Raw genomic sequence first — 25,128 nt, forward strand, 5'->3', positions numbered from 1 at the left:
ACCGCGAAGCGGAGCCCATCCACCACCGCGACCGCGAAGCGGAGCACTCCCCCACGGCGACCGCGAAGCGGAGCCCACCCAGACCCGACCGCGAAGCGGAGCCCATCCACCACCGCGACCGCGAAGCGGAGCACTCCCCCACGGCGACCGCGAAGCGGAGCCCACCCAGACCCGACCGCGAAGCGGAGGCCCTCCCGCGGCGAACGCGAAGCGGAGCCGTCCCCAGTGCGCGTCCTGGTGGGCGGTCGGCGGGGCCTGGTGGGGTCGATCGCAAGGCGGAGGCGTCGGGCGTAGCGGCGCTACGTTCGTCGCCGACAACGCCGCGAGGGACCCCGCCAGGCCCCGCCGATCACATGCCGGTGTCGAGGCCGGAGTAGGCGTGGAGTCCCTTGAAGAACACGTTGACGACGCCGAAGTTGAACATGACGGCGGCGAAGCCGACGATGGCGAGCCAGGCGGAGGGGGTGCCGCGCCAGCCGCGGGTGGCGCGGGCGTGGATGTAGCCGGCGTAGATGGTCCAGATGATGAAGGTCCAGACCTCCTTGGTGTCCCAGCCCCAGTAGCGGCCCCAGGCCTTCTCTGCCCAGACGGCGCCGGCGATGAGCGTGAAGGTCCAGAGGATGAAGCCGAGGATCGTGACGCGGTAGGCGAGGTTCTCGAGGGTGAGGGAGCTGGGCAGGGTGCGCAGGAAGCGGAGGACCGAGCGGGGGCTGTCACCGGAGGATTCGCGGCGGGCCTGGAGAAGCTGGGTGACCGAGAGCGCGAAGCCGAGGGCGAAGAACGCGGTGCCGAGGATCGCGACGAGCACGTGGATGACCAGCCAGTAGGACTGGAGTGCCGGCGGGAGCGGGACGACGGCGACGTAGTAGTTGACGGTCGCGATGCCGAGGAGCACCAGGACGAGGCCGGTGATGAACGCTCCGAGGAAGCGGAGGTCCCAGCGCAGCTGGACGGCGAGGAAGACGCCGATGATGATGAGCGTCCCGGTCATCGAGAACTCGTACATGTTCGCCCAGGGGACGCGGCCGGCGGCGACGCCGCGGAGGACGGTCGCGCCGAGGTGGAGCACGAAGCCGAGGAGCGTGAGCGAGAACCCGATGCGCATGGTCTTCGAGCGGGCGGGGGCGCGGTAGACCTCGTCCTCGACGCGGCTGCCGATGCGGGAGAGAGTCGCGGTGCGTCCGGAGCCTGCGGCGGCGACGGTGGCCTTGCCGCTGGCCGCGCGGTCGGCGGCGGCCGCGGAGGCGACGCGCTCCGCCTCCTGCACGACCTCGATCGACTCGCCGTCGGCCAGGGAGGCGCGGCGGGCGAGGTCGATCGCGAAGAAGACGAACGCCATGGCGTAGATGCCCATGGCGGAGGAGAGGCACAGCACCGAGTACTGCGAGAGGGTCGCGATCACCTCCTCAGGGTAATCGCTCGCCGCCCCGCCCGCCCCTTCGCGCTTGCACAGACTCGGCCCCTGCCCAGCCGGGCGGCGCCTGTGGAGGGGTCTCCGGGGCGTCCGGGAGGCGGGTCAGTCGAGCGGGGCGTGCCGGTCGGCGATCGTCCGAACGGCGCGCACCAGCTGCGGGTCCTCGCCGCGGGCGAGTCCCGCGTACTCGAGGAGCAGGCCGCCGTCGTCCTGAGCGGTCGCCTTCACCCATACGCGGCGCCGCGGAACGAACAGCGAGGTGAGGAGTCCGGCGAGCACGAGGATCGCGAAGAGCAGCACCCAGCCCTGGGTCGCGTCGTGGTGGATGTCGAACGAGGCGAAGCGCTTGACGCTGTCGGTGCCGATCCGCGTAGGGTCGGCGCCCGTGTTGTCGAAGGTCACGCTGCCGAGCCCGTTCGGGAGCTCGGCCGTGTCGCCGGGCTTGAGGCTGATCGGCGCGACGCCGGTGGTGCCGCCGGTGAGCCGGGTCAGCGAGTCGGTGTTGAGCACGTAGACGGACGTGGGCACTCCCCCGTCGAGGCCGAGGTCGCCCGAGAAGACGTTCAGCGAGAGCACGGGGTACTGCAGGTCGGGGAAGATCGAGGTCGAGGCCCCGGAGGCCAGCGTGTCCTGCGTCGGGTAGAAGAAGCCGGTGAGGCCCAGCTGCTCGGAGAGCCCGTCCGGCACCTTCACGACGCCGACGGAGGTCAGATTCGCGTCCTGCGGGAGGAACGGCACCGAGTCGGTGAAGATCACCCGGCCCGAGGGGTCGCGGACCGTGATCGTCGGGGCGTAGCCGTTGCCGAGGAGGTAGACGTTCGTGCCGCCGATCGCGAGCGGGTCGTTGACCTTGATCGTGCGGTCCTCGGTGCCCCCGCCGCGCTCGGAGGTCGTGACGTTCGCGGTGAAGTCGACGGGCTGGCCGAGCGCCGACTGGTTCTGCTCCTCGTACTTCACGTCGAGGCTGTCGAGGGTCAGCTGGTACGGGTCGAGCTGGCTGCTGTCGAAGAAGCGGCCGGGGTTGAAGGAGTCGTAGGCCGCGAGGTTGTTCGCGAACCCCTGGGAGCCCTCGACCAGCACGCGCTGCCCGCTGTAGCCGAACCCGCCCCCCACTCCGACGGCGACGAGGATGCCGACCAGGGCGGAGTGGAAGACCAGGTTGCCGGTCTCGCGGAGGTAGCCGCGCTCGGCCGAGACGCTCGACCAGCGGCCGCGCGGGTCGTCGTAGCGCTCGACGCGGTAGCCCGCCCGGCGCAGGACGGAGTGGGCGGAGGCGACGGCCTCCTCCTCCGTCGCGCCCTCGACCTCGCGGACGGTGTAGCCGGCGAGGCGCTGCAGGCGTGCCGGGGTGCGCGGCGGCCGCGATCGCATCGCCTGGAAGTGGTGACGCGTGCGCGGGACGATGCAGCCGATCAGGGAGATGAACAGCAGCAGGTAGATGCTCGAGAACCAGGCGGAGGTGTAGGTGTCGAACGCCTGCACCTTGTCGAGCAGGGGCGCGAGGTCGGGGTTGTCGACGAAGTACTGGGTCACGCCGTTGGGGTCGGAGGAGCGCTGCGGCACGAGCGATCCGGGGACCGCCGCGATCGCCAGCAGCAGCAGCAGGAACAGCGCCGTGCGCATGCTGGTGAGCTGGCGCCACATCCAGCGGAGCCAGCCGGTGAACCCGAGCGCCGGCTGCGTGACAGTGCCGTCGGAGTCGTAGTGGTCGGCGGGGCGGAAGGAGGCGTCCGTCCTCCGCTGCGCGGCCTCGTCGGGGCGGCGCGTGCTCTCCTCGGGCTCAGATCGCCGGCTGGAAGCCATCGATCACCGCCGAGAGGGATCCGTAGACGAGGGTGTTCCAGATGCCCGTGACCATCAGGACTCCGATCAGGACGAGGGCGGCGCCGCCGAGGATGTTGACCACGCGGATGTGGCGCTTCACAAAGGCGAGCGTGCTGGTCACCCAGCTGAAGCCGAAGGCGACGAGGAGGAAGGGGATGCCGAGTCCGAGGCAGTAGACCAGGGCGAGGAGGGCGCCGCGCCAGGGCGAGCCCACGCCGTAGCTGAGGGCGAGGATCGAGCTCAGCGTCGGGCCGAGGCAGGGCGTCCAGCCGACGCCGAAGACGATGCCGAGCAGCGGCGCTCCGATCAGCCCGGTGGCGGGACGGATCCCGGGCCGGAGCGTGCGCTGGAGGAACGAGAACTGGCCGATGAAGACGAGCCCCATCGCGATCACGACGAGCCCGAGGACGCGGGTGATCAGGTCGGTGTACTGGCGCAGCCAGAAGCCGACCGTGCCCGCCGCCGCACCGTAGAGGACGAACACCAGCGAGAATCCGAGCACGAAGAGGAGGACGCCCAGCACGACCCGGCGGCGTCCGCGGGCCGCACGCTCGTCGGCGTCGGTGAATCCGCCGACGTAGGCGAGGTAGCCGGGCACCAGCGGGAGCACGCAGGGCGACGCGAAGGACACGAGCCCGGCCAGGAGCGCGATCGGCACGGCCAGCAGGAGCTGACCGCTGACGACGATGTCGCCCACGCCGCTACTCCCCCTCGGCGAGCGTGTCGCCCACGAGGGTCGAGAGGATCGACGCCTCCTGGAGCTGGCCGAGGATGCGCGACGCGACGCGCCCCTCCCTGTCGAGGACGAGCGTCGTGGGCACGGCGTTCGGCGGGACGGTGCCGGTGAAGGCGAGCTGCACCGACGAGTCGGTGTCGACGATGGAGGGGTAGCCGAGCCCGAAGGTCTCGGCGAAGGCGGCCGCGGTGGGGGCCTGATCGCGCACGTTGACGCCGACGAACGACACGCCCTTGTCGGCGAACTCCGTGTTCACCGTCTCGAGATCCGCGGCCTCGGCGCGGCACGGAGCGCAGCTGGCGTACCAGAAGTTGACGACGACGACCTGCCCGGCGAGGTCGGCGGAGTCGATGGTGGCGCCGTTCTCATCGGTGCCGGAGAAGACGATGGGGTCGTCCCGGTCGGCGGCGGCGATCTCGGTGACGGTGCCGTCCCCCGAGATGTAGCCCTTGTTGCTGCCGTTGCGGTACTGGTCGGCGAGCGGATCCTCGGAGCAGCCCGTCAGCGCGAGCGCGGCGGCCAGCGCGAGGACGCCCGCGGCGCGGAGCCGCCCCGTCCGGCGCATCAGACCGCTCCCACGTCTGTGGCCAGGCCCTGCAGGCCGGCGGCCGGGTCGGAGTAGCCGACCTCGACGAAGCCGTCGCCGCGGCGCTCGAGGGTCGTGATGCTCGAGAGGGCGCAACGGCGCTTGCGCGGATCGTGGAAGAGGCGCTCGCCGGCGAGGGCGCGGTGGACCGTCCAGATGGGGAGCTGGTGGCTGACGATCGCGGCGTCGCCCTCCTCCGTGCTCTCCCACGCCGACTCGATCGCCGCGTACATCCGCGCCGAGATGGAGAGGTACGGCTCGCCCCAGCTAGGCTCGAAGGGGTTGCGGAGCCAGGGCCAGTGCTTGGGGTTCCGCAGGGCGGAGCTGCGCGCGGCGAGGGACTTCCCCTCGAAGCGGTTGCTCGGCTCGATCACCCGCTCATCGGTGCGGATCTCGAGCTCGAACGCCTGCGAGATGGGCTGCGCGGACTCCTGCGTGCGCTGGAGCGGCGAGGCGATCAGCGCCGTGACGTGGCGCCGGCGCTCGAGCAGGTCGTCGGCGGCGGAGCGGGCCATGCGGTGGCCCAGATCCGAGAGCCGGAAGTTCGGGAGTCGTCCGTAGAGGACCCGGTCGGGGTTGAACACCTCGCCGTGCCGCACGAGATGGATCTGATCGGCAACCACGAGCGTCAAGTGTACGGAACGCGGCGTGGGGGAACGCCGGGAAAGGGTCGCCTGAGCCGGACCTGAGCGGAGCCTCAGCGGCGCGCCGAGACCGCCGCCGACAGCCGCCGCACGAGCGGTCCGGGCAGGTGCCGTACCACGGCCATCGGGACCCCGAAGCGCACCGACGGCACCGAGACGACGGAGCCGCGCGCGACGTCGCGGAGGAACTCCTCCACCACCGCGTCCGCATCGAGCCAGAGGAAGGAGGGGATGGAGGAGGTGTCCATCGCCGCCCGCTCGTGGAACTCGGTGCGCACCCAGCCCGGGCAGAGCGCGGCCGAGCGGACGCCCGTGCCGCGCAGCTCGACGGCCAGCGACTGCGCGAAGGCGGTCGCCCACGCCTTCACCGCGGAGTAGGGGCCGAGGTGCACGAAGCCCGCGACGCTCGACACCGTGAGGATCGCGCCGCGACCGCGGGCGGTCATCGCCTCGGCCGCCGCACCCGAGAGCACGGCGACCGAGCGCACCATCACCTCGAAGGCGTGGTCCTGGGCGGCGACGTCCGGCTCGGCGAAGGTCCCGTCGATCCCGAAGCCGGCGTTGTTGACGAGGACGCGGACCGGTCGGGCCGGATCGACGAGCCGCGCTCGCACCTGCTCGACCTGCTCGCGGTCGCCGAGGTCCGCGGGCAGGACCTCGACCGCCGCGGCGCCGAGGCCGCGCAGTCCGGCCGCCGCCTCCTGGAGGCGCTGCTCGCTGCGGGCGACGAGGACGAGGCTCCAGCCGCGGCGCGCGAACGCCCGGGCGAACGCGAGGCCGATGCCGGAGGACGCGCCGGTGATCAGTGCGGTGCTCATGCTCCGACGCTACCCGTCGCCGCCCGGCGGCCCCCGAGTAGACTCCCCTACCGTGACCGACGAGACCCGCCTCCCCCGAACCACTGTCAAGAAGCTCGCCGCGCTCGAGGACGGACCCGTCCGCGTGTCCGGCTGGGTCGAGACCGTGCGCGACCAGAAGAAGGTGCAGTTCGTCGTCCTGCGCGACGAGTCGGGTGCCGTGCAGCTGGTGAACCCGGCCGTGCGCGAGGCCGTCGAGGGCGACGACGCGTCGGCTGCGCGCCTCGCGATCACCGAGGAGATCTCCGGCCTCGCCCAGGGCTCCTTCATCACCGTCACCGGCGCGCTCAAGCACGACGAGCGCGTGAAGCTCGGCGGCATCGAGGTCAAGCTCGAGACGCTCGAGGTCGTCGCCGCATCGATCCCGGAGGCGCCGATCGCGCCCGACTCCGGCATCGACAAGCGCATGGACTGGCGCTTCCTCGACCTGCGCCGTCCCGAGCAGAACCTCATCGCCCGTGTGCAGACCACGTTCGAGCACGCGCTGCGCACGTACTGGATCGAGCACGACTTCATCGAGATCCACACCCCGAAGCTCATGGCGAGCGCCTCGGAGTCGCGGGCCGAGCTCTTCGAGGTCGAGTACTTCGAGACGAAGGCCTACCTCGCGCAGAGCCCCCAGTTCTTCAAGCAGATGGCGCAGCCCGCCGGCTTCGGCAAGGTCTTCGAGGTCGGCCCCGCCTTCCGCGCCGACCCGAGCTTCACCTCGCGTCACGCGACCGAGTTCACGAGCGTCGACGCCGAGGTCTCCTGGATCGACTCGCACGAGGACGTCATGGAGCTGCACGAGCAGCTGATGGTCGCCGGCCTCACCGCCGTCGTCGAGAAGCACGGCGCCGAGGTCAAGGCGCTCTTCGACATCGACCTGACCGTCCCGACCACGCCGTTCCCGCGCATCCCGCTCGCCGAGGCCAAGCGCATCGTCGCCGAGCGCGGCTACGAGGTGCCCCGCGCCGACGACGACATGGACCCCGAGGGCGAGCGCCGCATCGCGGCCTACGTGCAGGAGGAGTTCGGGCACGACTTCGTGTTCCTCACCGATTACGCGTCGAGCATCCGGCCGTTCTACCACATGCGCCGCGAGGGCGACGGGACGATCACCAACAGCTACGACCTCATCTACAACGGCGTCGAGATCTCGACCGGAGCCCAGCGCGAGCACCGCGTCGACGTCCTCGTCGAGCAGGCCCGCGAGAAGGGCCTGGACCCGGAGGAGCTCGAGTTCTACCTCGACTTCTTCCGCTACGGCGTCCCGCCGCACGGCGGCTTCGGCATGGGCCTCTCGCGCGTGATCATGCTGATGCTGAACCAGGCGAACCTCCGCGAGGTCACCTACCTGTTCCGCGGCCCGACCCGCCTGCTGCCCTAGGCGCGCACCACGGTCGAGGGAGCCCCGAACCGTCGAGACCGCCGCGGACGGCGGGTCCCCTCGACGGGCCGGGGTTCCCTCGCGCCAGCGGCTAAGGAGCCGGCAGCACCACGAGGTCGAGGTAGTCGGCCAGGCACGCCACCATGTCCACCGCGTCGCGCTCGAGCAGCCACTGCAGCTGCACGCCGTCCCAGAGCGCGATGATCGACGCCGCCACCCGCTCCGGATCGGACCCCTCGCGCAGGCGCCCGGCGGCCTGGAGCTCGCGCAGCTCGGCCGCGTACTCGCTGCGGAGGCGGCGGAACCGCGCGGCGAAGAAGTCGCGCCCCGGGTGCTCCTGCGTCGTCGACTCGCCGCAGAGCACGGCGTACAGCTCGATCACTCCGGGCGCCGTCTCGTTGTAGCGGGTCTGCCGCAGGATGCCGGCGACCAGCCCCTCCTCCGGGTCCGGCGGCGAGGAACCGTCGCCCGTGATCAGGTCGCGGTGCTCGAGGACCGCGAAGAGCAGGTCGGTCTTCGACGGGAAGTAGTGCAGGAGGCTCGTCTGGCTGAGCCCGACGCGGTCGGCGACCTCCTGGAGGGAGCCGCGGGCGTAGCCCCGCGCGGCGAAGACCTGGTGCGCGGCCTCGATGATGGCGCGGCGGCGCTCGGCCGACTTCGCGTACGGGCCGCGTCGCCTCGTCGCCTCCGCCATGGACCCCTCCTCAGCACTGGAGGCGCCTCGCCATGCCCCTCGAACGGCCAGCGTAGCGGCGGCGGAGGAGCAGTGCCGCCAATTTCGAGTACCTACTCGAATTCGTGGTAGCGTCCCGATCATCGCCGGGTGAGACTCCCCGGCTCTCCACCACGACGAAGTGAGGGAAGATGCATCCGTTCACCCGGAGACAGCTCATCGCCGCCGGTCTCGGCACCGCGGCACTCGGGAGCCTGACGGCCTGCGCGACACCGGGCACCGTCTCGGTCAACACGGCGCCGACGATCGCCCCGGCCACCGGCCCGGTCCGCCTGCAGTACTGGGGCTGGCTGAAGGACCTGCAGAAGGTCTGCGACGTCTGGAACGCCTCGCACCCCGAGATCCAGGTCGAGGCCGTCTGGATCCCCGGCGGCAACGCGGGCGGGTACCAGAAGCTCTACTCGGCCCTCGCCGCGGGCGGCGGGCCCGACCTCGGCCAGGTCGAGATCCGCTCCGTCCCCGAGTTCATGCTCGTCAACGGCCTCGTCGACCTCACCCGGTACGGCGTCGAGCAGTACCGCGACCTGTACGACCCCACTCTCTGGGGCCAGGTCAGCTACACCGGCGGCGTCTACGGCATCCCGCAGGACAGCGGCCCGATGGCGCTCTTCTACCAGCCCGAGGTGTTCGGGAAGGTGGGTGCGGAGCCGCCGACGACCTGGGACGACTGGGCCGCGGTGGCGACGGAGCTGCGCGGAGCCGGCTCCTACATCGACTGCTTCCCGCTCGCCGACGCCTCGGTCTTCGCCGCGTTCGCGACGCAGGCCGGCGCGCAGTGGCTGCGCCCGGAGGAGGACGGCTGGGTCATCGACATGACCGACGACGCCACGACGCGCGTCGCCTCCTTCTTCGACACGGCCATCGACCAGGACCTGGTGCAGACCGGCTACGGCGCCTACTCCCCCGCGTGGTTCGCGGCCGCGGCGAAGGGCGGCATCGCCTCCTGCGCCACCGGCAGCTGGGGCGACGCCCTGATCGAGGGGGTCAGCGGAGGCGCGGGCAAGTGGCGCGCGGCTCCCATGCCCGTCTGGGGCGACACCGGCTTCGGCTCGAGCTTCCTCGGCGGATCGACCGCGGCGGTGTTCTCGAGCAGCAAGCACCCGGAGGAGGCGATCGAGTTCGCCGTCTGGATGACCACCACGCAGGAGGGCATCGACGCGATGATCGCCAACAGCGGCATCGGCTGGTCTCCCGCGGTCGGCGAGATCGGCACGGCCCGCAAGGGTCCGAGCGACTTCTTCAGCGGGCAGAACTACAACGAGGACGTCCTCGTGCCCGCATCGAAGGAGCAGAACCCCGACTGGTCCTGGTGGCCCGTCACGCAGCAGTCCTTCAACATCCTCAGCGACGGCTTCCGGAAGAAGGCGTCCGGGCTCTCGCTCGTGGACGCGGTCGCCGAGGCGGAGAAGCAGATCATCACGGTCTTCGAGAACAAGGGCCTGAGCATCAGGAGGGCCTCCGCATGACCACCACGACCTCCCCCGCCGCCGCCGCGGTCGCGGCCACCACGCGGACGCCGGGCGCGCCCCGGCGCAGCCGCGCGGTCGCCCGCGCCCCGTGGATCCTCCTCGGACCCTTCCTGGCCCTGTTCGTCCTCACGTTCATCGTCCCGATCGTCGTCGCCGTCGGCTCCAGCTTCACGAAGGTGACGCGCTCCGGCCTCTTCGGCGAGGCCGGGGTCACCAGCGGGTTCGCGGGCTTCGACAACTACGCGCAGGCCCTCGCCGACGGCAACTTCATCGCCTCCATCGGGCGGATGTTCCTCTTCGGCATCATCCAGGTGCCGGTGATGATCGCCCTCTGCACCGTTCTCGCGCTGATGCTCGAGTCGGCGTCGGCGAAGTTCCCCGGCTTCTTCCGTGCGGCCTACTTCCTCCCCTACGGAGTGCCCGGAGTGATCGCGACGATCCTCTGGTCCTTCCTCTACGTGCCCGGCCTCAGCCCGCTCATAGACGCGGCGAACGTGGTCGGGCTCCAGCCCGACTTCCTCGGTGCGGACACGGTGCTCTGGTCGATCGCGAACATCTCGCTCTGGAGCTACACCGGCTACAACATGCTGATCATCGTCGCCCAGCTCAAGGCGATCCCGGTCGAGCTCTACGAGGCGGCGAAGGTCGACGGCGCCTCCACCTGGCGCGTCGCCCGCAGCATCCAGCTGCCGCTCATCCGCCCCGCGCTGGTGCTGACGACGATCTTCTCGATCATCGGCACGCTCCAGCTGTTCGCCGAGGCGCAGGTGCTGAAGACGGTCGCTCCGGCGATCGACAGCCAGTACACGCCGAACCTCAGCGCGTACACCACGGCCTTCGCCTACAACGACTACAACGTCGCCGCCGCCCAGGCCGTCCTGATCGCGCTGGTCGCGTTCCTGCTCTCCTTCACGTTCCTCTCGATCTCGAACAGGAGGTCGTCATGAGCCGCACCGAGACCCCGCCGACCACGACGACCGGAGTCGTCACCGCCGACCGCCCCGTGAAAGCCGGACGCGGGCCCGACCGCTCGGCCGGCCGCAACCGCGCCTCGACCATCATCGTCACCGCGATCCTCGTCGTCGTGGCGGTCTACTTCCTCATCCCCGTCTACTGGGTCGTCGTCGCGGCGACCAAGACCACCGAGGACCTCTTCGCCACCTACGGCTTCTGGTTCGCCCCGACGTTCGCGCTCTGGGACAACCTGACGCAGGTGCTGACCTACGGCGACGGCATCTTCGTCCGCTGGTTCCTCAACTCCGTCCTCTACGCCGGAGTGGGCGCCCTGCTCGCGACCTACCTCGCCGCGGCGGGCGGCTACGCGCTGGCCAAGTACGAGTTCCGCGGAAGCAGGCTCGTGTTCGGGACGATCCTCGCGGGCGTCCTGGTGCCGGGCACCGCGACCGCTCTGCCGCTGTTCCTGCTCTTCAGCCAGATGGGCATCGCGAACACCTACTGGAGCGTGCTGATCCCCTCGCTCGTCTCGCCGTTCGGGCTGTTCCTCTGCCGGATCTACGCCCAGGCGACGGTGGACACCGCGATCATCGAGGCGGCGCGCATCGACGGCGCCGGGGAGCTGCGGATCTTCCACACGCTCGGGCTGCGCATCCTGACTCCCGCGCTGGTCACCGTGTTCCTCTTCCAGCTGGTCGGGATCTGGAACAACTACTTCCTGCCCCTGGTGATGCTCTCGGACACGAACCTGTTCCCGATCACACTGGGACTGAACAACTGGCTCGGACAGGTCGACCGCCTGCCCGAGTTCTACGAGCTGACGACCGGCGGCGTCCTGCTGTCGATCATCCCGCTCGCCATCGCCATGATCGTGCTGCAGCGCTTCTGGCGCGGCGGCCTGACGGAAGGCTCCGTGAAGTGACGACTCCCCCGACGACCTCCCACTACCTGACGGACACCGGACCGGGCTCCGGCCGCCGCCGGGCCCCCCGCTCGTGGCTGCACACCGACGCCCCTGCGCTCCCGCTGGACGGGGAGTGGCGCTTCCGCCTGCTCCCCGCCGCTCCGGGGACCCCGGGCGGCGCCGGCGTGCTGCCGGAGGGCGAGGGCGTGGACGCCGTCGGGGACGAGTCGTTCGACGACTCCGGCTGGGATCTGATGCCGGTGCCCTCGCACTGGGTGCTGCAGGGCGACGGGCGCTACGGACTGCCGGCCTACACGAACGTGCAGTTCCCGTTCCCGACCGAGCCGCCGTTCGTTCCGGACGCGAACCCGACGGGCGACTACCGCCGCACCGTCGTGGTCCCGGAGGAGTGGGACTCCGCCGAGGCGGTCGTCCTGCGCTTCGACGGGGTCGAGTCCCGGTACCGCGTCTGGGTCAACGGCGTCGAGATCGGCATCGGCTCCGGCAGCCGGCTCGCGCAGGAGTTCGACGTCACCGGCGTCGTCCGCCCGGGCGAGAACCTCGTCGTGGTCCGCGTGCACCAGTGGTCGGCCTCGAGCTACGTGGAGGACCAGGACCAGTGGTGGCTGCCGGGGATCTTCCGCTCGGTGCACCTGCTCGCGCGCCCCGTCGGCGGGATCGAGGACGTGTGGCTGCGCTCCTCCTTCGCCGGCGGCGCGGGCCGCATCGAGACGGAGGTGACCGCCGCGGCCGACGCGTTCCCGCTGACGCTGCGCGTGCCCGGGCTCGGGATCGAGACGGTCTGGGCCTCGGCGGAGGAGATCGCCGCGGTCGAGGTACCCGAGGTCGAGCCGTGGTCGGCGGAGGCTCCGCGCCTCTACGACGCGACGCTCGCCTCAGCCGGCGAGACGGTCTCGCTGCGGCTCGGCTTTCGCACGGTCGAGATCCGCAGCGACCGCTTCCTGGTCAACGGCGAGCGCGTCGTCTTCCACGGAGTCAACCGCCACGAGACGCACCCCGACCGCGGTCGAGCGTTCGACGAGGACTCCGCCCGCGAGGACCTCGCGATGATGAAGCGCTTCAACGTGAACGCCATCCGCACCAGCCACTACCCGCCGCATCCCCGTCTGCTCGACCTCGCCGACGAGCTCGGCTTCTGGGTGGTCCTCGAGTGCGATCTCGAGACCCACGGCTTCGAGCGGGTCGGCTGGGCGGGCAACCCCAGCGACGACCCCGCCTGGCGCGAGGCCTACCTCGACCGCATCGAGCGGACCGTCGAGCGCGACAAGAACCACCCCAGCATCGTGCTCTGGTCCCTCGGCAACGAGGCGGGCACCGGCGCGAATCTCGCCGCGATGTCCGCCTGGGTGCACGGCCGCGACCCGGAGCGCCCCGTCCACTACGAGGGCGACTACACCGGCGCCTACACCGACGTGTACTCGCGGATGTACTCCTCGATCCCCGAGACCGAGCGGATCGGCACCGACGGCTCGCTCACTCCGCTCCTCGGCTGCTCCCCCGGCGAGTCCGCTCGGCAGCGCTCCAAGCCCTTCCTGCTCTGCGAGTACGTGCACGCGATGGGCAACGGCCCGGGAGCGATCGACCAGTACGAGGACCTCGTCGACCGCTTCCCGCGGCTGCACGGCGGCTTCGTCTGGGAGTGGCGCGACCACGGCCTGCGGGCGCGCACGCCGGAGGGCGTCGAGTACTACGCGTACGGCGGCGACTTCGGCGAGGTGGTGCACGACGGCAATTTCGTGATGGACGGCATGGTGCTCTCCGACGGCACGCCCAGCCCGGGCCTGTTCGAGTGGAAGCAGATCGTCGCTCCGGTGCGCCTCACGGTCCGTGGCGACGGCGTCGTCATCGAGAACCGCCGGCACGACGCCTCCACCGCCGATCTGCGCTTCGCGTGGCGGGTCGAGCGGGACGGGCGGGTCACCGCGGAGGGAGTGCTCGACGCCCCGGTCATCGCGGCCGGCGACGCCGTGCACGTGGAGCTCCCCGCGCTCGAGGTGCGTCCCGGCGGCGAGACCTGGCTCACCGTCGACGCGGTCCTCGACGCCTCGACCGCCTGGGCGGAGGAGGGCCACGTGCTCTCCACCGGTCAGCACCTCCTCGCCGTGCCGTCGGCGGTGCCCGCGTGGACCCGCGCCGTCCGCGCCGCTCCGCCCCTCGAGGGCGGCGCGCTCGGAGTCGCGCGGTTCCGCGACAGCCGGCTCGCCTCCCTCGCCGGCCTGCCCGTCGACGGACCGCGCGCCGAGCTCTGGCGCGCCCCGACCGACAACGACGAGGGCGCGGGCTTCCCCGGCTACGTCACCGGCGACCCGTACGACGGCGACGGCCGCGGGATGCCGGCCCCCTCCTCCGCCGCCCGCTGGCGCGAGGCCGGACTCGACCGCCTGGTCGGCCGCGTGCAGGAGGTGGACGCCTCCGCCGGGCTCCGCCGCGTGACCCGCTTCTCGGCCGCGGACCTCGATGCGGGACTCCTGATGGAGGAGCGCTGGAGCGTCGACGGGGAGAGCACGGTCCTCCGCGTCGACCTCGTGCCGACCCGGGGCTGGGACTCCGTCTGGCCGCGGCTGGGCATCCGGATCGACATGCCCGCGTCGATCGACGGCGCGGAGTGGTTCGGCACCGGCCCGCTCGAGTCCTACCCCGACAGCCTCCGGGCCGCGCGGGTGGGGCGCTTCACGGCGGACATGGACCGGCTGACGACTCCGTACGCCCGCCCGCAGGAGAGCGGTCACCGCAGCAGCGTGCGCGAGCTGACGCTGACGGAGGCGGGCTCGCCCCGGCTCCGCATCGAAGCCGCGCGCGACCTGCACGGGCGCCTCCCCGGCTTCACCCTGGCGCGGCACACGCCGCAGGAGATCACGGCAGCCGCGCACCCGCACGAGCTGCCGGAGTCGGAGCGCGCGGTCCTCGTGATCGACGCCGCCCAGCACGGCCTGGGCTCCCGCGCGTGCGGTCCGGACGTGTGGCCCGACTTCCAGCTGCGGCCGGAGGCGCGGACGATCCTCCTCCGCTTCACCGCGGCCGGCTGAGCGCCGGGAGAGGACGAGGGAAGGCCCGCGGGATCGCGTCCCGCGGGCCTTCCCTCGTCCTCCGGACGCGTCAGTCGCTCTGCGTGCGCGGCAGCGGTCCGCCGATGAAGAGGTCCGTGTTCATGCGCCGGCGGCGCATCACGACCAGGACGGCCGCGCAGGCGACGAGCGACGCGGCGACCGCGCCGCCGCCGATCATCAGCGCGGTGGTCGGCGTGATGCCGGCCGGTCCCGCCGAGGCGGCCGTGCTGAGGAAGGCGGTGCGCGCGGCGCTGATCGCGGTGCCGCAGACCTGCTGCGCCTCCCACGGTGCGGCCGTGGTGTCGCTGTCACGGTAGGAGACGGTCACAGCTGCCGTGCGGTGCGACTCGCGGCCGAAGGCGACGACGCAGTAGACGGAGGGGTCGGGGTCGGCGATGACCGCGTCGCCCAGCGCCAGCTCTGCCCAGCCGATGGAGTCGGACTGCACGGCGACGTCGCCGGCGGCCAGGTCGGCGCGGGCCCCGGAGGTCTCGAAGGCGCCCACGGCGACCTCCTCGTCGGCGTCGAAGCCCCAGACGGCGCCGCGGGGCGCCTCGGTGCTGCCGTCGCCGAGCTCGCGCGGCTCGAGCAGGAGGCCGTTGCCGGTGGAGGGCGCGAGCCGGAAGACGACCTTGGCGGCGGAGCCCTGGTCGCCCGTGAGGTCGACCGTGAAGGCGCCCGACTTGGTGATCAGCGCGGTCGGCACGGTCGCGGTGCCACTCCCCGCCTCGAGGGTCAGCGGGGTCTTGGTGCCGTTCGGGTCGCGGAGGACCGCCGAGACGGCCTCGCCGCTCGCGAAGCCGGTGTACGAGAAGCCGACGCCGTAGAAGCGGGCGAGCTCGACGGTGAGCGCCTCCGGCTGGACGGCGAGCTCGCGGGTGAGGAAGACGTCCGCGGTCGCGGCACCGGCCGCCGGCTTCGCGCCCTCGGTCGAGGTGCCGAGCTCGGTGCGTCCGGGGGCCGACGCCGCCGGAGTGACGGCGCCCGCACCGGAGGAGCCGGCGGTGCCGGACGTGGTGGTGCCGGTTGTGGTGCCGCCGCCGGAGGTGCCGCCGGACGTCGCTCCGCCGGTGGTGCCGCCGCCGGAGCCGGAGCCGCCGGAGGACGATCCGCCGCCGGTGGAGGGCTGACCGCCGCCGGAGCCGCCCTGCTGGCCGCCGCCGGTCGATCCACCGCCGGTCGATCCACCGCCGGTCGATCCACCGCCGGTGGATCCGCCGCCGGTGGATCCGCCGCCGGTGGAGGGCTGGCTCGGCTGCTGGGGCGCGGGGTCGACCGGTGCCGGATCGACCGGCGCGGGGTCCACGGGCGCGGGGTCGACGGGAGCGGGCTGCTCGGGTTCTGCCGGCTCCTCGGGCACTCCGGGAACGGACGGCTCCTCGGGGACGCCGGGAACGGGGTCGGAGCCGCCGTCGCCCGGCTGCTCGGGATCCTCCGGCACGCCGGGGATGGTCGTCGCGGCCGGCTGCTCGACCGTGGTCGAGACCGTCGAGGCGGAGGGGGCCGCGACGGCCGCTCCGGGGAGGGCCAGGCCGAGCACGAGCGCCGCGAGAGCGGCGGCGGGCAGGGCGAGTCGGCGGGATGACGGCATGGCGGTTCCTTCCTCCACGGGCGACGATCTGCGTCCGCGCACGGAGGAGCGCACTCCCCCCTCACGAGGGTAAGGGCGAGAGGCGAGCTTTCGCGAGCCGTCCCGTCCCCCGTCAGAGGGACGTCGCGGTCGTGCTTCCGTCCGGACGGCCCGGTCGAAGCTCACCCGCGATCGAGGAGGGCCCGCCGGAGCCGCGCGGGATCGACCCGCCAGAAGGTGTGCACGCGCCCGTCGATCAGCACCACCGGGATCTCCTCAACGAAGCGCTCGTGCAGCTCGGGATCGTCGAGGATCGACACCTCCGAGACGGCGACCGACGCCTCGCCGCCCAGATCGGCGACCACCTGCTCGACCACGGTCCGCGCGTCGTCGCAGAGATGACAGCCCGGCTTGCCCACGAGCGTCAGCTCCACGTCCACCATGCGGTCAGTGTACGGCGGCCCCGGCGACGGGCGCCGAGACGGCGAGCGCCACCGGGATGATCCGTGAACGCAGACGAGCGCCCGACCCCGGAAGGGCGGACGCTCGAGTGGGAAGAGGCGCGAGCCTACTTCTTGTTGCGACGCTGGTGGCGAGTCTTGCGAAGCAGCTTGCGGTGCTTCTTCTTCGCCATACGCTTGCGACGCTTCTTGATGACAGAACCCACGAAGACCTCACAACGTTCAGGGGGTCGACCGCCCGACGGGCGGCCGCTTACGAAAAACTGGCTCCCGCGAGCTTACACGACCCGGGGCTCCACCGTTTCCGGCTCCTCGGCGCCCCTCACTTGCGGATGCGCAGCGCCTCCGCGACCTTCGTCGCTCCCTCGCTGACGCCCCGCTGGATGTCCTGCACCACGGTGCTGACCTGGTGGGTGCGCTCGGCGAGCGCCCGGCCCAGCGACTCCGCCCGGGCCGCGGTCGGAGCGTCGAGCAGGGCGCCGGCCGCCTCGTCCTCGGCGAGGAAGGGCAGCAGCCAGTCCTCGACCTCCGCCAGCGGCGCGTACTCGAGCGCGTAGAAGCGGTGCTGTCCGCTCTCGCGCACCGTGACGAGGCCGGTCTCGCGCAGCACCTTGAGGTGCTTGGAGACGGTCGGCTGGCTCAGCTCGAGGCGCGCCACGATCCGCGACACGCTCATGCCCTCGGCCGAGCCGTCCCGCCGCTGCTCGAGCAGCAGGGCGAGGATGTCCCGGCGGGTCCCGTCCGCGATCACCCCGAAGATGTCAGCCATGCGCCCAGGCTAGTCAGCGCCCCGAGAGCCCGGCACCGAGCGGGTAGCATGGCCGCGATCGAGTGGAGGATCCGCCGTGGTGGTTCGGCAGCAGTTCCGCAGCCCCGTGGGCGTCTCGCCCGTCTCCCCCTGGTCGGGTTTCGAGCGGGCCCGCGACCTCATCGACGACTTCGCCGGACGCTCGCCGTCCCGCTTCGCGATCCTCATCTTCTCGGCGCTCGTGCTCGTGTTCACCCTGCTGTTCTCGCTGCCGGTGTCGAGCACCACGGGCACCGTCACTCCGCTGCACGACGCCTTCTTCACCGCGATGTCGGTGATCTGCGTGACCGGCCTCGCGACGGTCGACATGGCGACGCACTGGTCGGCGTTCGGCCACTCGATCATCTTCGTCGGCGTGAACATCGGCGCTCTGGGAGTGCTGACGCTCGCCTCGATCATGGGCCTGGCGATCTCGCGCCGCCTCGGGCTCCGGGCGAAGCTCATGGTCGCCAGCGACTCGAACCCTCTGCGGATCCACTCCGGCCCCGTCGCCGAGGGCCAGGCCGTGCGCCTGGGCGAGATCGGCGGGCTGCTCGCCACCGTCGCGATCAGCGCCGCCGCGATCGAGATCATCGTCGCGCTCCTGCTGTTCCCGCGGATGCTGATCGACGGGATCCCGATCGGCGAGGCCGTCTGGCACTCCTTCTACTACTCCGCGATGGCGTTCACGAACACCGGCTTCGCCCCGAACGCCGCGGGACTCACCCCGTTCGAGGACGACTACTGGTTCCTCGGCATCCTGATGCTCGGCGTCTTCCTCGGCTCGATCGGCTTCCCCGTCATCTACGCCTTCTCCCGCGGCTGGCGGCGCCCGCGCAAGTGGTCGGTGCACGTGAAGCTGACGCTGGTCACCTCCGTGATCCTGCTCGTCGCCGGGGCCGTCCTCTACATCGTGCTCGAGTTCGACAATCCGAGGACCTTCGGCAGCCTCGATGCGGGAGACACCGTCTTCCAGTCCTTCTTCCTCTCGACGATGACGCGGTCGGGCGGCTTCTCGACGATCTCGGTCCCCGACCTCAACGGCTCGAGCCTGCTCGTGACGGACATGCTGATGTTCATCGGCGGAGGATCGGCCTCCACGGCGGGCGGGATCAAGGTCACGACCCTCGCGATCCTGTTCCTGGCCGCCTTCGCCGAGGCCCGAGGCAACAACGACATGGAGGCGTTCGGCCGCCGGATCCCGAACGACGTCCTGCGCCTGGCCGTCTCGGTCGTGCTGTGGGGCGCGACGACGGTCGCCGTGTCGAGCGTCCTGATCCTGCACATCACCGAGGCCTCGCTCGACCACGTGCTCTTCGACGTGATCTCGGCCTTCGCGACCTCCGGGCTCTCGACGGGGCTCACCGCGGAGCTGCCGCCGTCCGGGGTCTACATCCTGGCGCTGACGATGTTCATGGGCCGCGTTGGTACCGTGACTCTCGCCGCCGCGCTCGCCGCGAGCCAGCGGAGGCAGTTGTTCAGACGACCGGAAGAGAGGCCCATCGTTGGTTGACCGCATCAGGTACGACGCCCCGGTGCTGGTGATCGGCCTCGGGCGCTTCGGAGCCGCCACGGCCGGCCAGCTCGACCGCCTCGACCGCGAGGTCCTCGCCATCGACGCCGACGCCGGTCTCGTGCAGAAGTGGTCGGAGCGGGTCACCCACGCGGTGCAGGCCGACGCCCGCTCGCTCGACGCCCTCGCGCAGATCGGCGCGCAGGACTTCCAGGTCGCCGTCGTCGCGGTCGGCTCCTCCATCGAGGCGTCCGTGCTGATCACCGCGAACCTCGTCGACCTCAAGATCCCGCAGATCTGGGCGAAGGCGATCTCGCGCTCGCACGGCAAGATCCTCGAGCGGATCGGCGCGAACCACGTGATCTACCCCGAGGCGGAGGCGGGCGAGCGCGTCGCGCACCTGGTCTCGGGCCGCATGCTCGACTTCATCGAGTTCGACGACGACTTCGTGCTCGCGAAGATGTACCCGCCCAAGCCGATCCGGGGGCTGACGCTCACGGAGTCGGGCGTGCGCCGCAAGCACCGCGTGACCGTCGTCGGCGTCAAGAGCCCGGGCAAGCCCTTCACCTACGCGACCGAGCAGACCGTCGTCTCGAACCACGACCTCATCGTGGTCAGCGGCACCCCCAGCGACATCGAGCGCTTCGCGGCCCTCGGCTCCTGACCCGCGCCCCCTCCCTCCTCCTCCTCTGCGGGATGCCGCTCCGGTACGCCCGCTCCGGCGTGTCGCGTACCCGAGCGGCGTCTCGCGGAGAGGAGGGCGGAGTCAGGAGGCGGCGAGCTCGCGGGCGCGGGCCAGCGCGGCGTCGGTCGCCCGCGTGAAGAGGGCGGCGAGGTCGGCCTCCTGCAGGACCGCGACGGCCCGCTCGGTGGTGCCCTTCGGGCTCGTGACCCGCCGGCGCAGCTCCGCGGGCTCCTCGCCGGAGTCCGCGAGCAGCTCGGCCGCGCCGCGGAACGTGCCGACCACCATCGTCGACGCCTGCTCCGGAGTGAAGCCCTTCGCGACAGCGGCCGCGATGAGCTCCTCGATCAGCAGGAACACGTAGGCGGGCCCCGAGCCGGAGATCGTCGAGAGCGCGTCGAGCTGCGACTCCGGCACCTCGACCACCTCGCCGACCGTCTCGAACAGGCGGCGCACGAGCGCCAGGTCCTCGTCGCCGGACCGCGTGCCCGCGCTGAGGCCGGTGACGGCGCGGCCCACGACCGCGGGAGTGTTCGGCATCGAGCGGAGCACGGCGACGGACGCGGGCAGGTGCCGCTCGAACGTGGCCGCGGTCACGCCGGCGGCGACGGAGACGACGACTGCGCCCGAGGCGAGCGCATCGGCGATCTCGTCGAGCAGGTCCGGCACCATGTGCGGCTTGACGGCCACGAGCACGATCGCCGCGCCCTCGACCGCGCGCCGGTTGGCCTCCGGGTCGTCCGCGGTGGCGAAGGCGGTGACCACCGGGTGGCCGTCCCACGCGGCGGCCTTCGCGGAGTCGCGGTTGGTCACCCGCACGCCCCCCTCGACGCGCACGCCGGGAGCCAGCAGGCCCTGGAGGATCGCACCCCCCATCGAGCCGAGGCCGAGGACGGCGATGGACGGGAGCAGGACGGGCGCATCGGTCACGCCGCTCATCCTACGAAGAGCCCGCGGCAAGGGGGTCCGGGTGCGGTCCGGCGCCTCGTAGGATGGCCCGACCATCCAGCGGCGAGCCCGAGGAGACCACGTGAGCGCATCCGAAGGCGGCACCGCGATCATCGCGGCGCTCGCGGCCAACCTCGGCATCGCCCTGACGAAGTTCGTCGCCTGGTTCTTCTCCGGATCGGCCTCCATGCTCGCCGAGGGCGTGCACTCGCTCGCCGACTCCGGCAATCAGCTGCTCCTGCTGCTCGGCGGCCGCAAGTCGCGGAAGGCCGCCGACGAGGAGCACCCGTTCGGCTACGGGCGAGAGCGCTACGTCTACGCCTTCGTGGTGTCGATCATCCTGTTCTCCGTCGGCGGCGTCTTCTCGTTCTACGAGGGCATCGAGAAGATCGCCGAGCCGCACGAGCTCGAGAACGCCTGGCTGCCGATCCTGGTCCTCGTGATCTCGATCTGCCTCGAGGGCTACTCGCTGCGCACCGGAGTGAAGGAGTCGAACCGGGTCCGCGGCTCGCAGTCCTGGTTGCAGTTCATCCGCCGGGCGAAGGCGCCGGAGCTGCCGGTCGTGCTCCTCGAGGACGTCGCCGCGCTCACCGGTCTGACGTTCGCGCTGCTCGGAGTCGGGCTGACCGTGATCACCGGCGACTCGGTCTACGACGCGATCGGAACGATCATGATCGGCACCCTGCTGATCGTGGTGGCGATCGTGCTGGGCGTCGAGACGAAGAGCCTGCTGGTCGGCGAGGGGGCGACCCCCGCCGACGCCGCCTCGATCCGCGCCGCGCTCGAGGCCGGGCGCGACGTCGAGCGCGTCATCCACATGCGCACCCTCTACCTCGGGCCGGACGAGATCCTCGTGGCCGCGAAGCTCGCCTTCCCGGCCGCCGAGACCCTCGAGCACGTGGCCGCCGGGATCGACGCGGCGGAGAGGCGGATCCGCGAGGCCGTTCCCGCCGCCACCACGATCTACCTCGAGCCCGACGTCGACCGTGGACGCGCAGGATCGGCGGCGGCCCGTCCGGCCGTGACGGAGGCGGAAGGGACGGCCGCCGCGGCCGCTCCGGCCGCCTCCGCTCCGCCCGCCGCCTCCCCGCCGGCCGCGCCGCAGGGGAGCGCCTGAGATGCGCCGGGCCCTGGCGATCGTCAACGAGCGCGGTGCCGGGCTCGGCGCGCTCGAGCCGATGCTGACCGAGCGGGGGTTCGCCGTCGACGCCGTCGCAGGGACGGACCTCGACGCGATCGACATCCTCGCCCCCGACCTCGTCGTCACGCTCGGCTCCAGCGCCGGCGTCTACGAGACCTCGCGGCACCCCTTCATCAGCCCCGAGATCGCGCTCCTGCAGGACCGGATGCACCACCGCCGTCCCACGCTCGGCGTCTGCTTCGGAGCGCAGCTGATCGCGACCGCCCTGGGCGAGTCCGTCCATCCCGGATCGGCCCGCGAGGTCGGCTTCCGCCCGGTCGTGCTCACGGAGGAGGGCGCCGGCTCCCCGCTCCGGCACCTCGCCGGCGTCGACGTGATGCAGTGGCACGGCGACACCTTCGCGCTGCCGAGCGGAGCAGCGCTGCTGGCGTCGTCGCCGGCGGGCGAGGTGCAGGCGTTCGCCGTGGAGGACTGGCTCCTCGGCGTGCAGTTCCACCCCGAGCTGACCGGCACGATGGCCGCGCAGTGGCTCGAGGGCGACGGGGAGTGGGCAGGAGCGGCGGGCTACGACGCCGCCGTGCTCGCCGACGACGTCGCGGCGGAGCGCTTCGAGCGGATGCACGCGGCGACGCGGCTCGCGCTGACGGAGTGGCTGGGCGCTCCGAGCTGAGGGTTCGGCGGCGGTCGGCGTCAGCGGCGGTCGGCGTCAGCGGCGGTCGGCGAAGAAGTCGAGCAGGAGCCGCGAGCACTCCGCGGCGCGGACCCCGGGGTACACCTCGACCACGTGGTTGTGCCGGCGGTCGCGGAGGAGGTCGTGCACGGATCCGGAGGCGCCCGCCTTCTCGTCCCACGCACCGAAGACGACGCGGTCGATCCGCGCCGCCAGGATCGCTCCGGCGCAGAGCACGCACGGCTCGAGCGTGACCACCAGCGTGCAGCCCTCGAGATGCCAGTCGCCGCGGGCCTCGGCCGCCGCGCGGATCGCGACCACCTCGGCGTGCGCCGTCGGATCCCGCCGCAGCTCGCGCTCGTTGCGCCCCAGCCCGAGCACCGCACCCTCCGAGTCGAGGACCACCGCGCCCACGGGGACGTCGCCCCAGCCCGCGGCCCGCCGCGCCTCGTCGAGCGCCAGGCCCATCCACTCCTCGGAGCGGCGGGGGACGCGGAGATCGCTGTCGCGCATCGCTCCCCCTCCTGCGGCGGCCCGCTGCGGCCGGTGGGGCGCCGCTCCGGCCAGTAGATTGAGCTTATGCGCGTCCACGTAGCCGACCACCCGCTGATCACCCACAAGCTCACCGTGCTGCGTGACAAGCGCACCCCCTCCCCCACCTTCCGGCAGCTCGCCGAGGAGCTGATGACGCTCCTCGCCTACGAGGCCACCCGCGGCGTCCGCACCCGCACCGTCACCATCGAGACCCCCGTGACGCAGACCACCGGCCTCGCGCTCAGCGACCCGCAGCCGCTGGTCGTCCCGATCCTCCGGGCCGGCCTCGGGATGCTCGAGGGCATGGTCAAGCTCATCCCGACCGCCGAGGTCGGCTTCCTGGGCATGGCACGCAACGAGGAGACGCTCGAGCCGACCACGTACGCGGAGCGCCTGCCCGACGACCTGTCGAACCGCCAGTGCTTCGTCCTCGACCCGATGCTCGCGACCGGCGGCTCGCTCGTCGCGGCCATCCAGTTCCTCTTCGACCGGGGAGCGGTCGACGTCACCGCCGTCTGCCTGCTCGCCGCCCCCGAGGGCCTGGCCGCCGTCGAGAAGGCCTTCGGCGACCGCGACGTGACCATCGTCCTCGGCTCCCTCGACGAGAAGCTCAACGAGCTCGGCTACATCGTCCCCGGCCTCGGCGACGCGGGCGACCGCCTCTACGGCCTCGCGGGCTGAGCCCGCCGGCCCCCGGACGAGCGGGCCTTCCGTCGCGCCCCGGAACAGGAAGCCCCGCTGAGCCGTGCCGGTCGGCCGGCGCAGCGAGGGTCTCGACAGCCCCCACCGCGACCGTCCGGCAAAGCCCATCCTGCGGATCGAGCAGCCCGCGCAGCGGGCGCATCGAGGTCCCCAATCACGGCGCGCGCCTCCTCCCGAGCACCGGAACCACCCCCGACGCGCCGTCCATCCCCACGGAAGTGTTGACGCCGTGCACCGGCCTCCGCTTTACTGGCGGACATGACTGACACCCTGCACGCCCCGACCTCCCTCGAGGCCATCGGGAATGCCGGCATGATGATGGCCGGTGGCCCCGTCATGTGCTGTCGAATGTGTGCATGAGGAACTGACCTCGCCGGATCCCCGCACCGCCTCCGCCCGCTGATCGTCACGATCGGCTGAGCGTCCGAGGCGCGGACGATCCCCTGGATGCCCCGCATCCGTCTCTGCCGCCACCGCGCACCGCGGGCCGGCTCGATCGCGCACACCCGGATCCGCTCCCTCGGACACTCGTCCCGGATCCGACCAGCCAAGGACTCGTCATGACCCTCCTCCACACCCGCACCGCCACCGCCACCACCCCCACCGAGGCGCCCCGCCTCCAGCCGGTCGCCGACGCCGCGCCCGCAGCGCCCCGCCTCCGCGCCGTCCCCCAGGGCACCGAGGCCCGCGGCTTCGCCCTCTACGTCGGCATCGACGAGGCCAAGGCCCGTGCCGCCGGAGTCGACCTCGGCCGCCTGGTCGAGGAGCTCAAGCGCGTCACGGCGCAGCTCGCCCCCGACGCCGAGACCTACGCCTCCGTCGCCCTCGCCCCGCAGGGCGCCGGCGGCCGCGACGTGGACGTGGTCCGCCTCGCGCTGCAGGACCCGGCCGCCGTCGCCAAGCGCCGCTCCGACGCCGAGCCCGATCCCGACCGTGCACCCGGCGGCGTCGTCATCGACATCTCCCGCAAGCGCGTCATCCTCGACGAGGAGACCACCCCCCTCACCTACAAGGAGTTCGAGCTCCTCCAGTACCTCGTGCTCCGCGAGGGCCGCACCATCGAGCGCGCCGAGCTCATCGCCTCGCTCTGGGGCGCCGCGGACGACGACGCGCCGAACGAGCGCACCATCGACGTCCACGTCCGCCGCCTCCGCGCCAAGCTCGGCCGCTACGAGGAGATCGTGCGCACCGTCCGCGGAGTCGGCTACCGCTTCGACCGCCACGCCGACGTCGCCATCCGCTACGCGTCGACGCCGTCGCCGGATCTGTTCTGAACCGTGAGGAGAGCGCTTGCGCTCTCCTCACCGCGGTCGGCTTCGCGAGGGGTCGCGATTCGGAGAGCGGGTCGCGACCGGCTAGCGGGAAACGCTGACACGCGTTTCCCGCGTTCGCCTCGAGGGCGGAACGTCCTCTCGACCTCCGGAGATGTGCGCGCACCGCCCCTACCCTGGAAAGGGCTGCTCGGCGGCCTGCTGTGTGGCCGAGGCCGTGGGGGGCGGGGCGCGCCTCGCGGGGCAGGACGACGGAGGCGTAGGTCTCGGCGTCGGGGGCGAGCTGCGCCG

The 25,128-nt window shown here is 72.1% G+C and carries 24 protein-coding genes; 11 read left to right on the plus strand and 13 right to left on the minus strand.

Annotation, left to right across the window (positions count from 1 at the left end; translation table 11 throughout):
- Window positions 1–349: 349 nt before the first annotated feature.
- The 6 genes from ccsB to C5D36_RS08335 all read right to left on the minus strand — a co-directional run bounded on the left by ccsB (window position 350) and on the right by C5D36_RS08335 (window position 6,022).
- Window positions 350–1,354: a c-type cytochrome biogenesis protein CcsB gene (ccsB, locus tag C5D36_RS08310; RefSeq protein WP_104224871.1), complete on the minus strand. Its 1,005-nt coding sequence runs from the start codon at window positions 1,352–1,354 to the stop codon at window positions 350–352.
- A gap of 162 nt (window positions 1,355–1,516) precedes the next feature.
- Window positions 1,517–3,217: a cytochrome c biogenesis protein ResB gene (locus tag C5D36_RS08315; protein ID WP_104295604.1), complete on the minus strand. Its 1,701-nt coding sequence runs from the start codon at window positions 3,215–3,217 to the stop codon at window positions 1,517–1,519.
- Window positions 3,195–3,935 carry a cytochrome c biogenesis CcdA family protein gene (locus C5D36_RS08320; protein WP_244230512.1) on the minus strand — a complete coding sequence of 247 codons (741 nt, stop codon included), beginning with the start codon at window positions 3,933–3,935 and terminating at the stop codon, window positions 3,195–3,197. Before C5D36_RS08320 ends, C5D36_RS08315 begins: the two co-directional genes overlap by 23 nt.
- 4 nt (window positions 3,936–3,939) lie before the next feature.
- Window positions 3,940–4,539, minus strand: a complete 600-nt coding sequence (locus tag C5D36_RS08325) for a TlpA disulfide reductase family protein (RefSeq protein WP_104295605.1) — start codon at window positions 4,537–4,539, stop codon at window positions 3,940–3,942.
- Window positions 4,539–5,183 carry a histidine phosphatase family protein gene (locus C5D36_RS08330; protein ID WP_104224864.1) on the minus strand — a complete coding sequence of 215 codons (645 nt, stop codon included), beginning with the start codon at window positions 5,181–5,183 and terminating at the stop codon, window positions 4,539–4,541. Before C5D36_RS08330 ends, C5D36_RS08325 begins: the two co-directional genes overlap by 1 nt.
- Before the next feature lie 74 nt (window positions 5,184–5,257).
- The gene (locus C5D36_RS08335; protein WP_104295606.1) at window positions 5,258–6,022 is read right to left on the minus strand and encodes an SDR family oxidoreductase; all 765 of its coding nucleotides are present in this window, start codon (window positions 6,020–6,022) and stop codon (window positions 5,258–5,260) included.
- Between the two features lie 52 nt (window positions 6,023–6,074).
- Here C5D36_RS08335 and aspS point away from each other — a divergent pair, with 52 nt between their 5' ends.
- On the plus strand, window positions 6,075–7,430 hold the full coding sequence (gene aspS, locus C5D36_RS08340; RefSeq protein WP_244229585.1) for an aspartate--tRNA(Asn) ligase: 1,356 nt from the start codon (window positions 6,075–6,077) through the stop codon (window positions 7,428–7,430).
- 91 nt (window positions 7,431–7,521) lie between these two features.
- On the opposite strand, the gene C5D36_RS08345 is transcribed toward aspS, so the two are convergent.
- Complete coding sequence (locus C5D36_RS08345; RefSeq protein ID WP_258059745.1) at window positions 7,522–8,124, minus strand: TetR/AcrR family transcriptional regulator; 603 nt, start codon at window positions 8,122–8,124, stop codon at window positions 7,522–7,524.
- A 170-nt stretch (window positions 8,125–8,294) separates the two neighbouring features.
- On the opposite strand from C5D36_RS08345, the gene C5D36_RS08350 reads away from it, so the two are divergent.
- Genes C5D36_RS08350 through C5D36_RS08365 form a run of 4 tightly spaced genes read left to right on the plus strand, consistent with a single transcriptional unit; the run spans window position 8,295 to window position 14,537 of the window.
- Window positions 8,295–9,629, plus strand: a complete 1,335-nt coding sequence (locus tag C5D36_RS08350) for an ABC transporter substrate-binding protein (protein ID WP_104295608.1) — start codon at window positions 8,295–8,297, stop codon at window positions 9,627–9,629.
- Window positions 9,626–10,579 (plus strand): carbohydrate ABC transporter permease, encoded by a 954-nt coding sequence (locus C5D36_RS08355; RefSeq protein ID WP_104295609.1) that lies wholly within the window; start codon window positions 9,626–9,628, stop codon window positions 10,577–10,579. The genes C5D36_RS08350 and C5D36_RS08355 overlap by 4 nt, the downstream gene beginning before the upstream one ends.
- The gene (locus C5D36_RS08360; RefSeq protein WP_104225919.1) at window positions 10,576–11,508 is read left to right on the plus strand and encodes a carbohydrate ABC transporter permease; all 933 of its coding nucleotides are present in this window, start codon (window positions 10,576–10,578) and stop codon (window positions 11,506–11,508) included. Before C5D36_RS08355 ends, C5D36_RS08360 begins: the two co-directional genes overlap by 4 nt.
- Window positions 11,505–14,537 carry a glycoside hydrolase family 2 TIM barrel-domain containing protein gene (locus C5D36_RS08365; protein WP_219812584.1) on the plus strand — a complete coding sequence of 1,011 codons (3,033 nt, stop codon included), beginning with the start codon at window positions 11,505–11,507 and terminating at the stop codon, window positions 14,535–14,537. Before C5D36_RS08360 ends, C5D36_RS08365 begins: the two co-directional genes overlap by 4 nt.
- Before the next feature lie 70 nt (window positions 14,538–14,607).
- On the opposite strand, the gene C5D36_RS08370 is transcribed toward C5D36_RS08365, so the two are convergent.
- The 4 genes from C5D36_RS08370 to C5D36_RS08385 all read right to left on the minus strand — a co-directional run bounded on the left by C5D36_RS08370 (window position 14,608) and on the right by C5D36_RS08385 (window position 17,358).
- Entirely contained in the window at window positions 14,608–16,149 is a 1,542-nt protein-coding gene (locus C5D36_RS08370) for a hypothetical protein (RefSeq protein WP_104262950.1), read from the minus strand.
- Between the two features lie 161 nt (window positions 16,150–16,310).
- Window positions 16,311–16,571, minus strand: a complete 261-nt coding sequence (locus C5D36_RS08375; RefSeq protein ID WP_104224855.1) for a glutaredoxin family protein — start codon at window positions 16,569–16,571, stop codon at window positions 16,311–16,313.
- Between the two features lie 125 nt (window positions 16,572–16,696).
- Entirely contained in the window at window positions 16,697–16,795 is a 99-nt protein-coding gene (locus C5D36_RS08380) for a 30S ribosomal protein bS22 (protein WP_003792170.1), read from the minus strand.
- 116 nt (window positions 16,796–16,911) lie between these two features.
- Window positions 16,912–17,358, minus strand: a complete 447-nt coding sequence (locus tag C5D36_RS08385; RefSeq protein WP_104224854.1) for a helix-turn-helix transcriptional regulator — start codon at window positions 17,356–17,358, stop codon at window positions 16,912–16,914.
- Window positions 17,359–17,518: 160 nt separating this feature from the next.
- Between C5D36_RS08385 and C5D36_RS08390 the strand changes: the two genes are divergently transcribed.
- Both C5D36_RS08390 and C5D36_RS08395 read left to right on the plus strand, forming a co-directional pair.
- Complete coding sequence (locus C5D36_RS08390; RefSeq protein WP_258062896.1) at window positions 17,519–18,889, plus strand: TrkH family potassium uptake protein; 1,371 nt, start codon at window positions 17,519–17,521, stop codon at window positions 18,887–18,889.
- Window positions 18,882–19,553 (plus strand): TrkA family potassium uptake protein, encoded by a 672-nt coding sequence (locus C5D36_RS08395; RefSeq protein WP_068255410.1) that lies wholly within the window; start codon window positions 18,882–18,884, stop codon window positions 19,551–19,553. The genes C5D36_RS08390 and C5D36_RS08395 overlap by 8 nt, the downstream gene beginning before the upstream one ends.
- Window positions 19,554–19,655: 102 nt before the next feature.
- On the opposite strand, the gene proC is transcribed toward C5D36_RS08395, so the two are convergent.
- On the minus strand, window positions 19,656–20,447 hold the full coding sequence (proC, locus tag C5D36_RS08400) for a pyrroline-5-carboxylate reductase (RefSeq protein ID WP_374953775.1): 792 nt from the start codon (window positions 20,445–20,447) through the stop codon (window positions 19,656–19,658).
- Between the two features lie 154 nt (window positions 20,448–20,601).
- Here proC and C5D36_RS08405 point away from each other — a divergent pair, with 154 nt between their 5' ends.
- Together C5D36_RS08405 and C5D36_RS08410 are read left to right on the plus strand one after the other, a co-directional pair.
- Window positions 20,602–21,636 (plus strand): cation diffusion facilitator family transporter, encoded by a 1,035-nt coding sequence (locus C5D36_RS08405; protein ID WP_104262948.1) that lies wholly within the window; start codon window positions 20,602–20,604, stop codon window positions 21,634–21,636.
- Window position 21,637: 1 nt separating this feature from the next.
- Window positions 21,638–22,330, plus strand: a complete 693-nt coding sequence (locus C5D36_RS08410) for a gamma-glutamyl-gamma-aminobutyrate hydrolase family protein (protein WP_104261460.1) — start codon at window positions 21,638–21,640, stop codon at window positions 22,328–22,330.
- A 36-nt stretch (window positions 22,331–22,366) separates the two neighbouring features.
- Here C5D36_RS08410 and C5D36_RS08415 read toward each other — a convergent pair whose 3' ends face one another.
- Window positions 22,367–22,843, minus strand: coding sequence for a nucleoside deaminase (locus C5D36_RS08415; protein WP_219812140.1), 477 nt, complete (start codon window positions 22,841–22,843; stop codon window positions 22,367–22,369).
- A gap of 66 nt (window positions 22,844–22,909) precedes the next feature.
- Here C5D36_RS08415 and upp point away from each other — a divergent pair, with 66 nt between their 5' ends.
- Window positions 22,910–23,545: a uracil phosphoribosyltransferase gene (upp, locus tag C5D36_RS08420; protein ID WP_104224850.1), complete on the plus strand. Its 636-nt coding sequence runs from the start codon at window positions 22,910–22,912 to the stop codon at window positions 23,543–23,545.
- A 581-nt stretch (window positions 23,546–24,126) separates the two neighbouring features.
- Window positions 24,127–24,840 carry a winged helix-turn-helix domain-containing protein gene (locus C5D36_RS08425; protein WP_104262947.1) on the plus strand — a complete coding sequence of 238 codons (714 nt, stop codon included), beginning with the start codon at window positions 24,127–24,129 and terminating at the stop codon, window positions 24,838–24,840.
- Window positions 24,841–25,128: the final 288 nt, after the last annotated feature.

The organism is Rathayibacter sp. AY1C6 (assembly GCF_002931535.1).
Lineage (GTDB): Bacteria > Actinomycetota > Actinomycetes > Actinomycetales > Microbacteriaceae > Rathayibacter.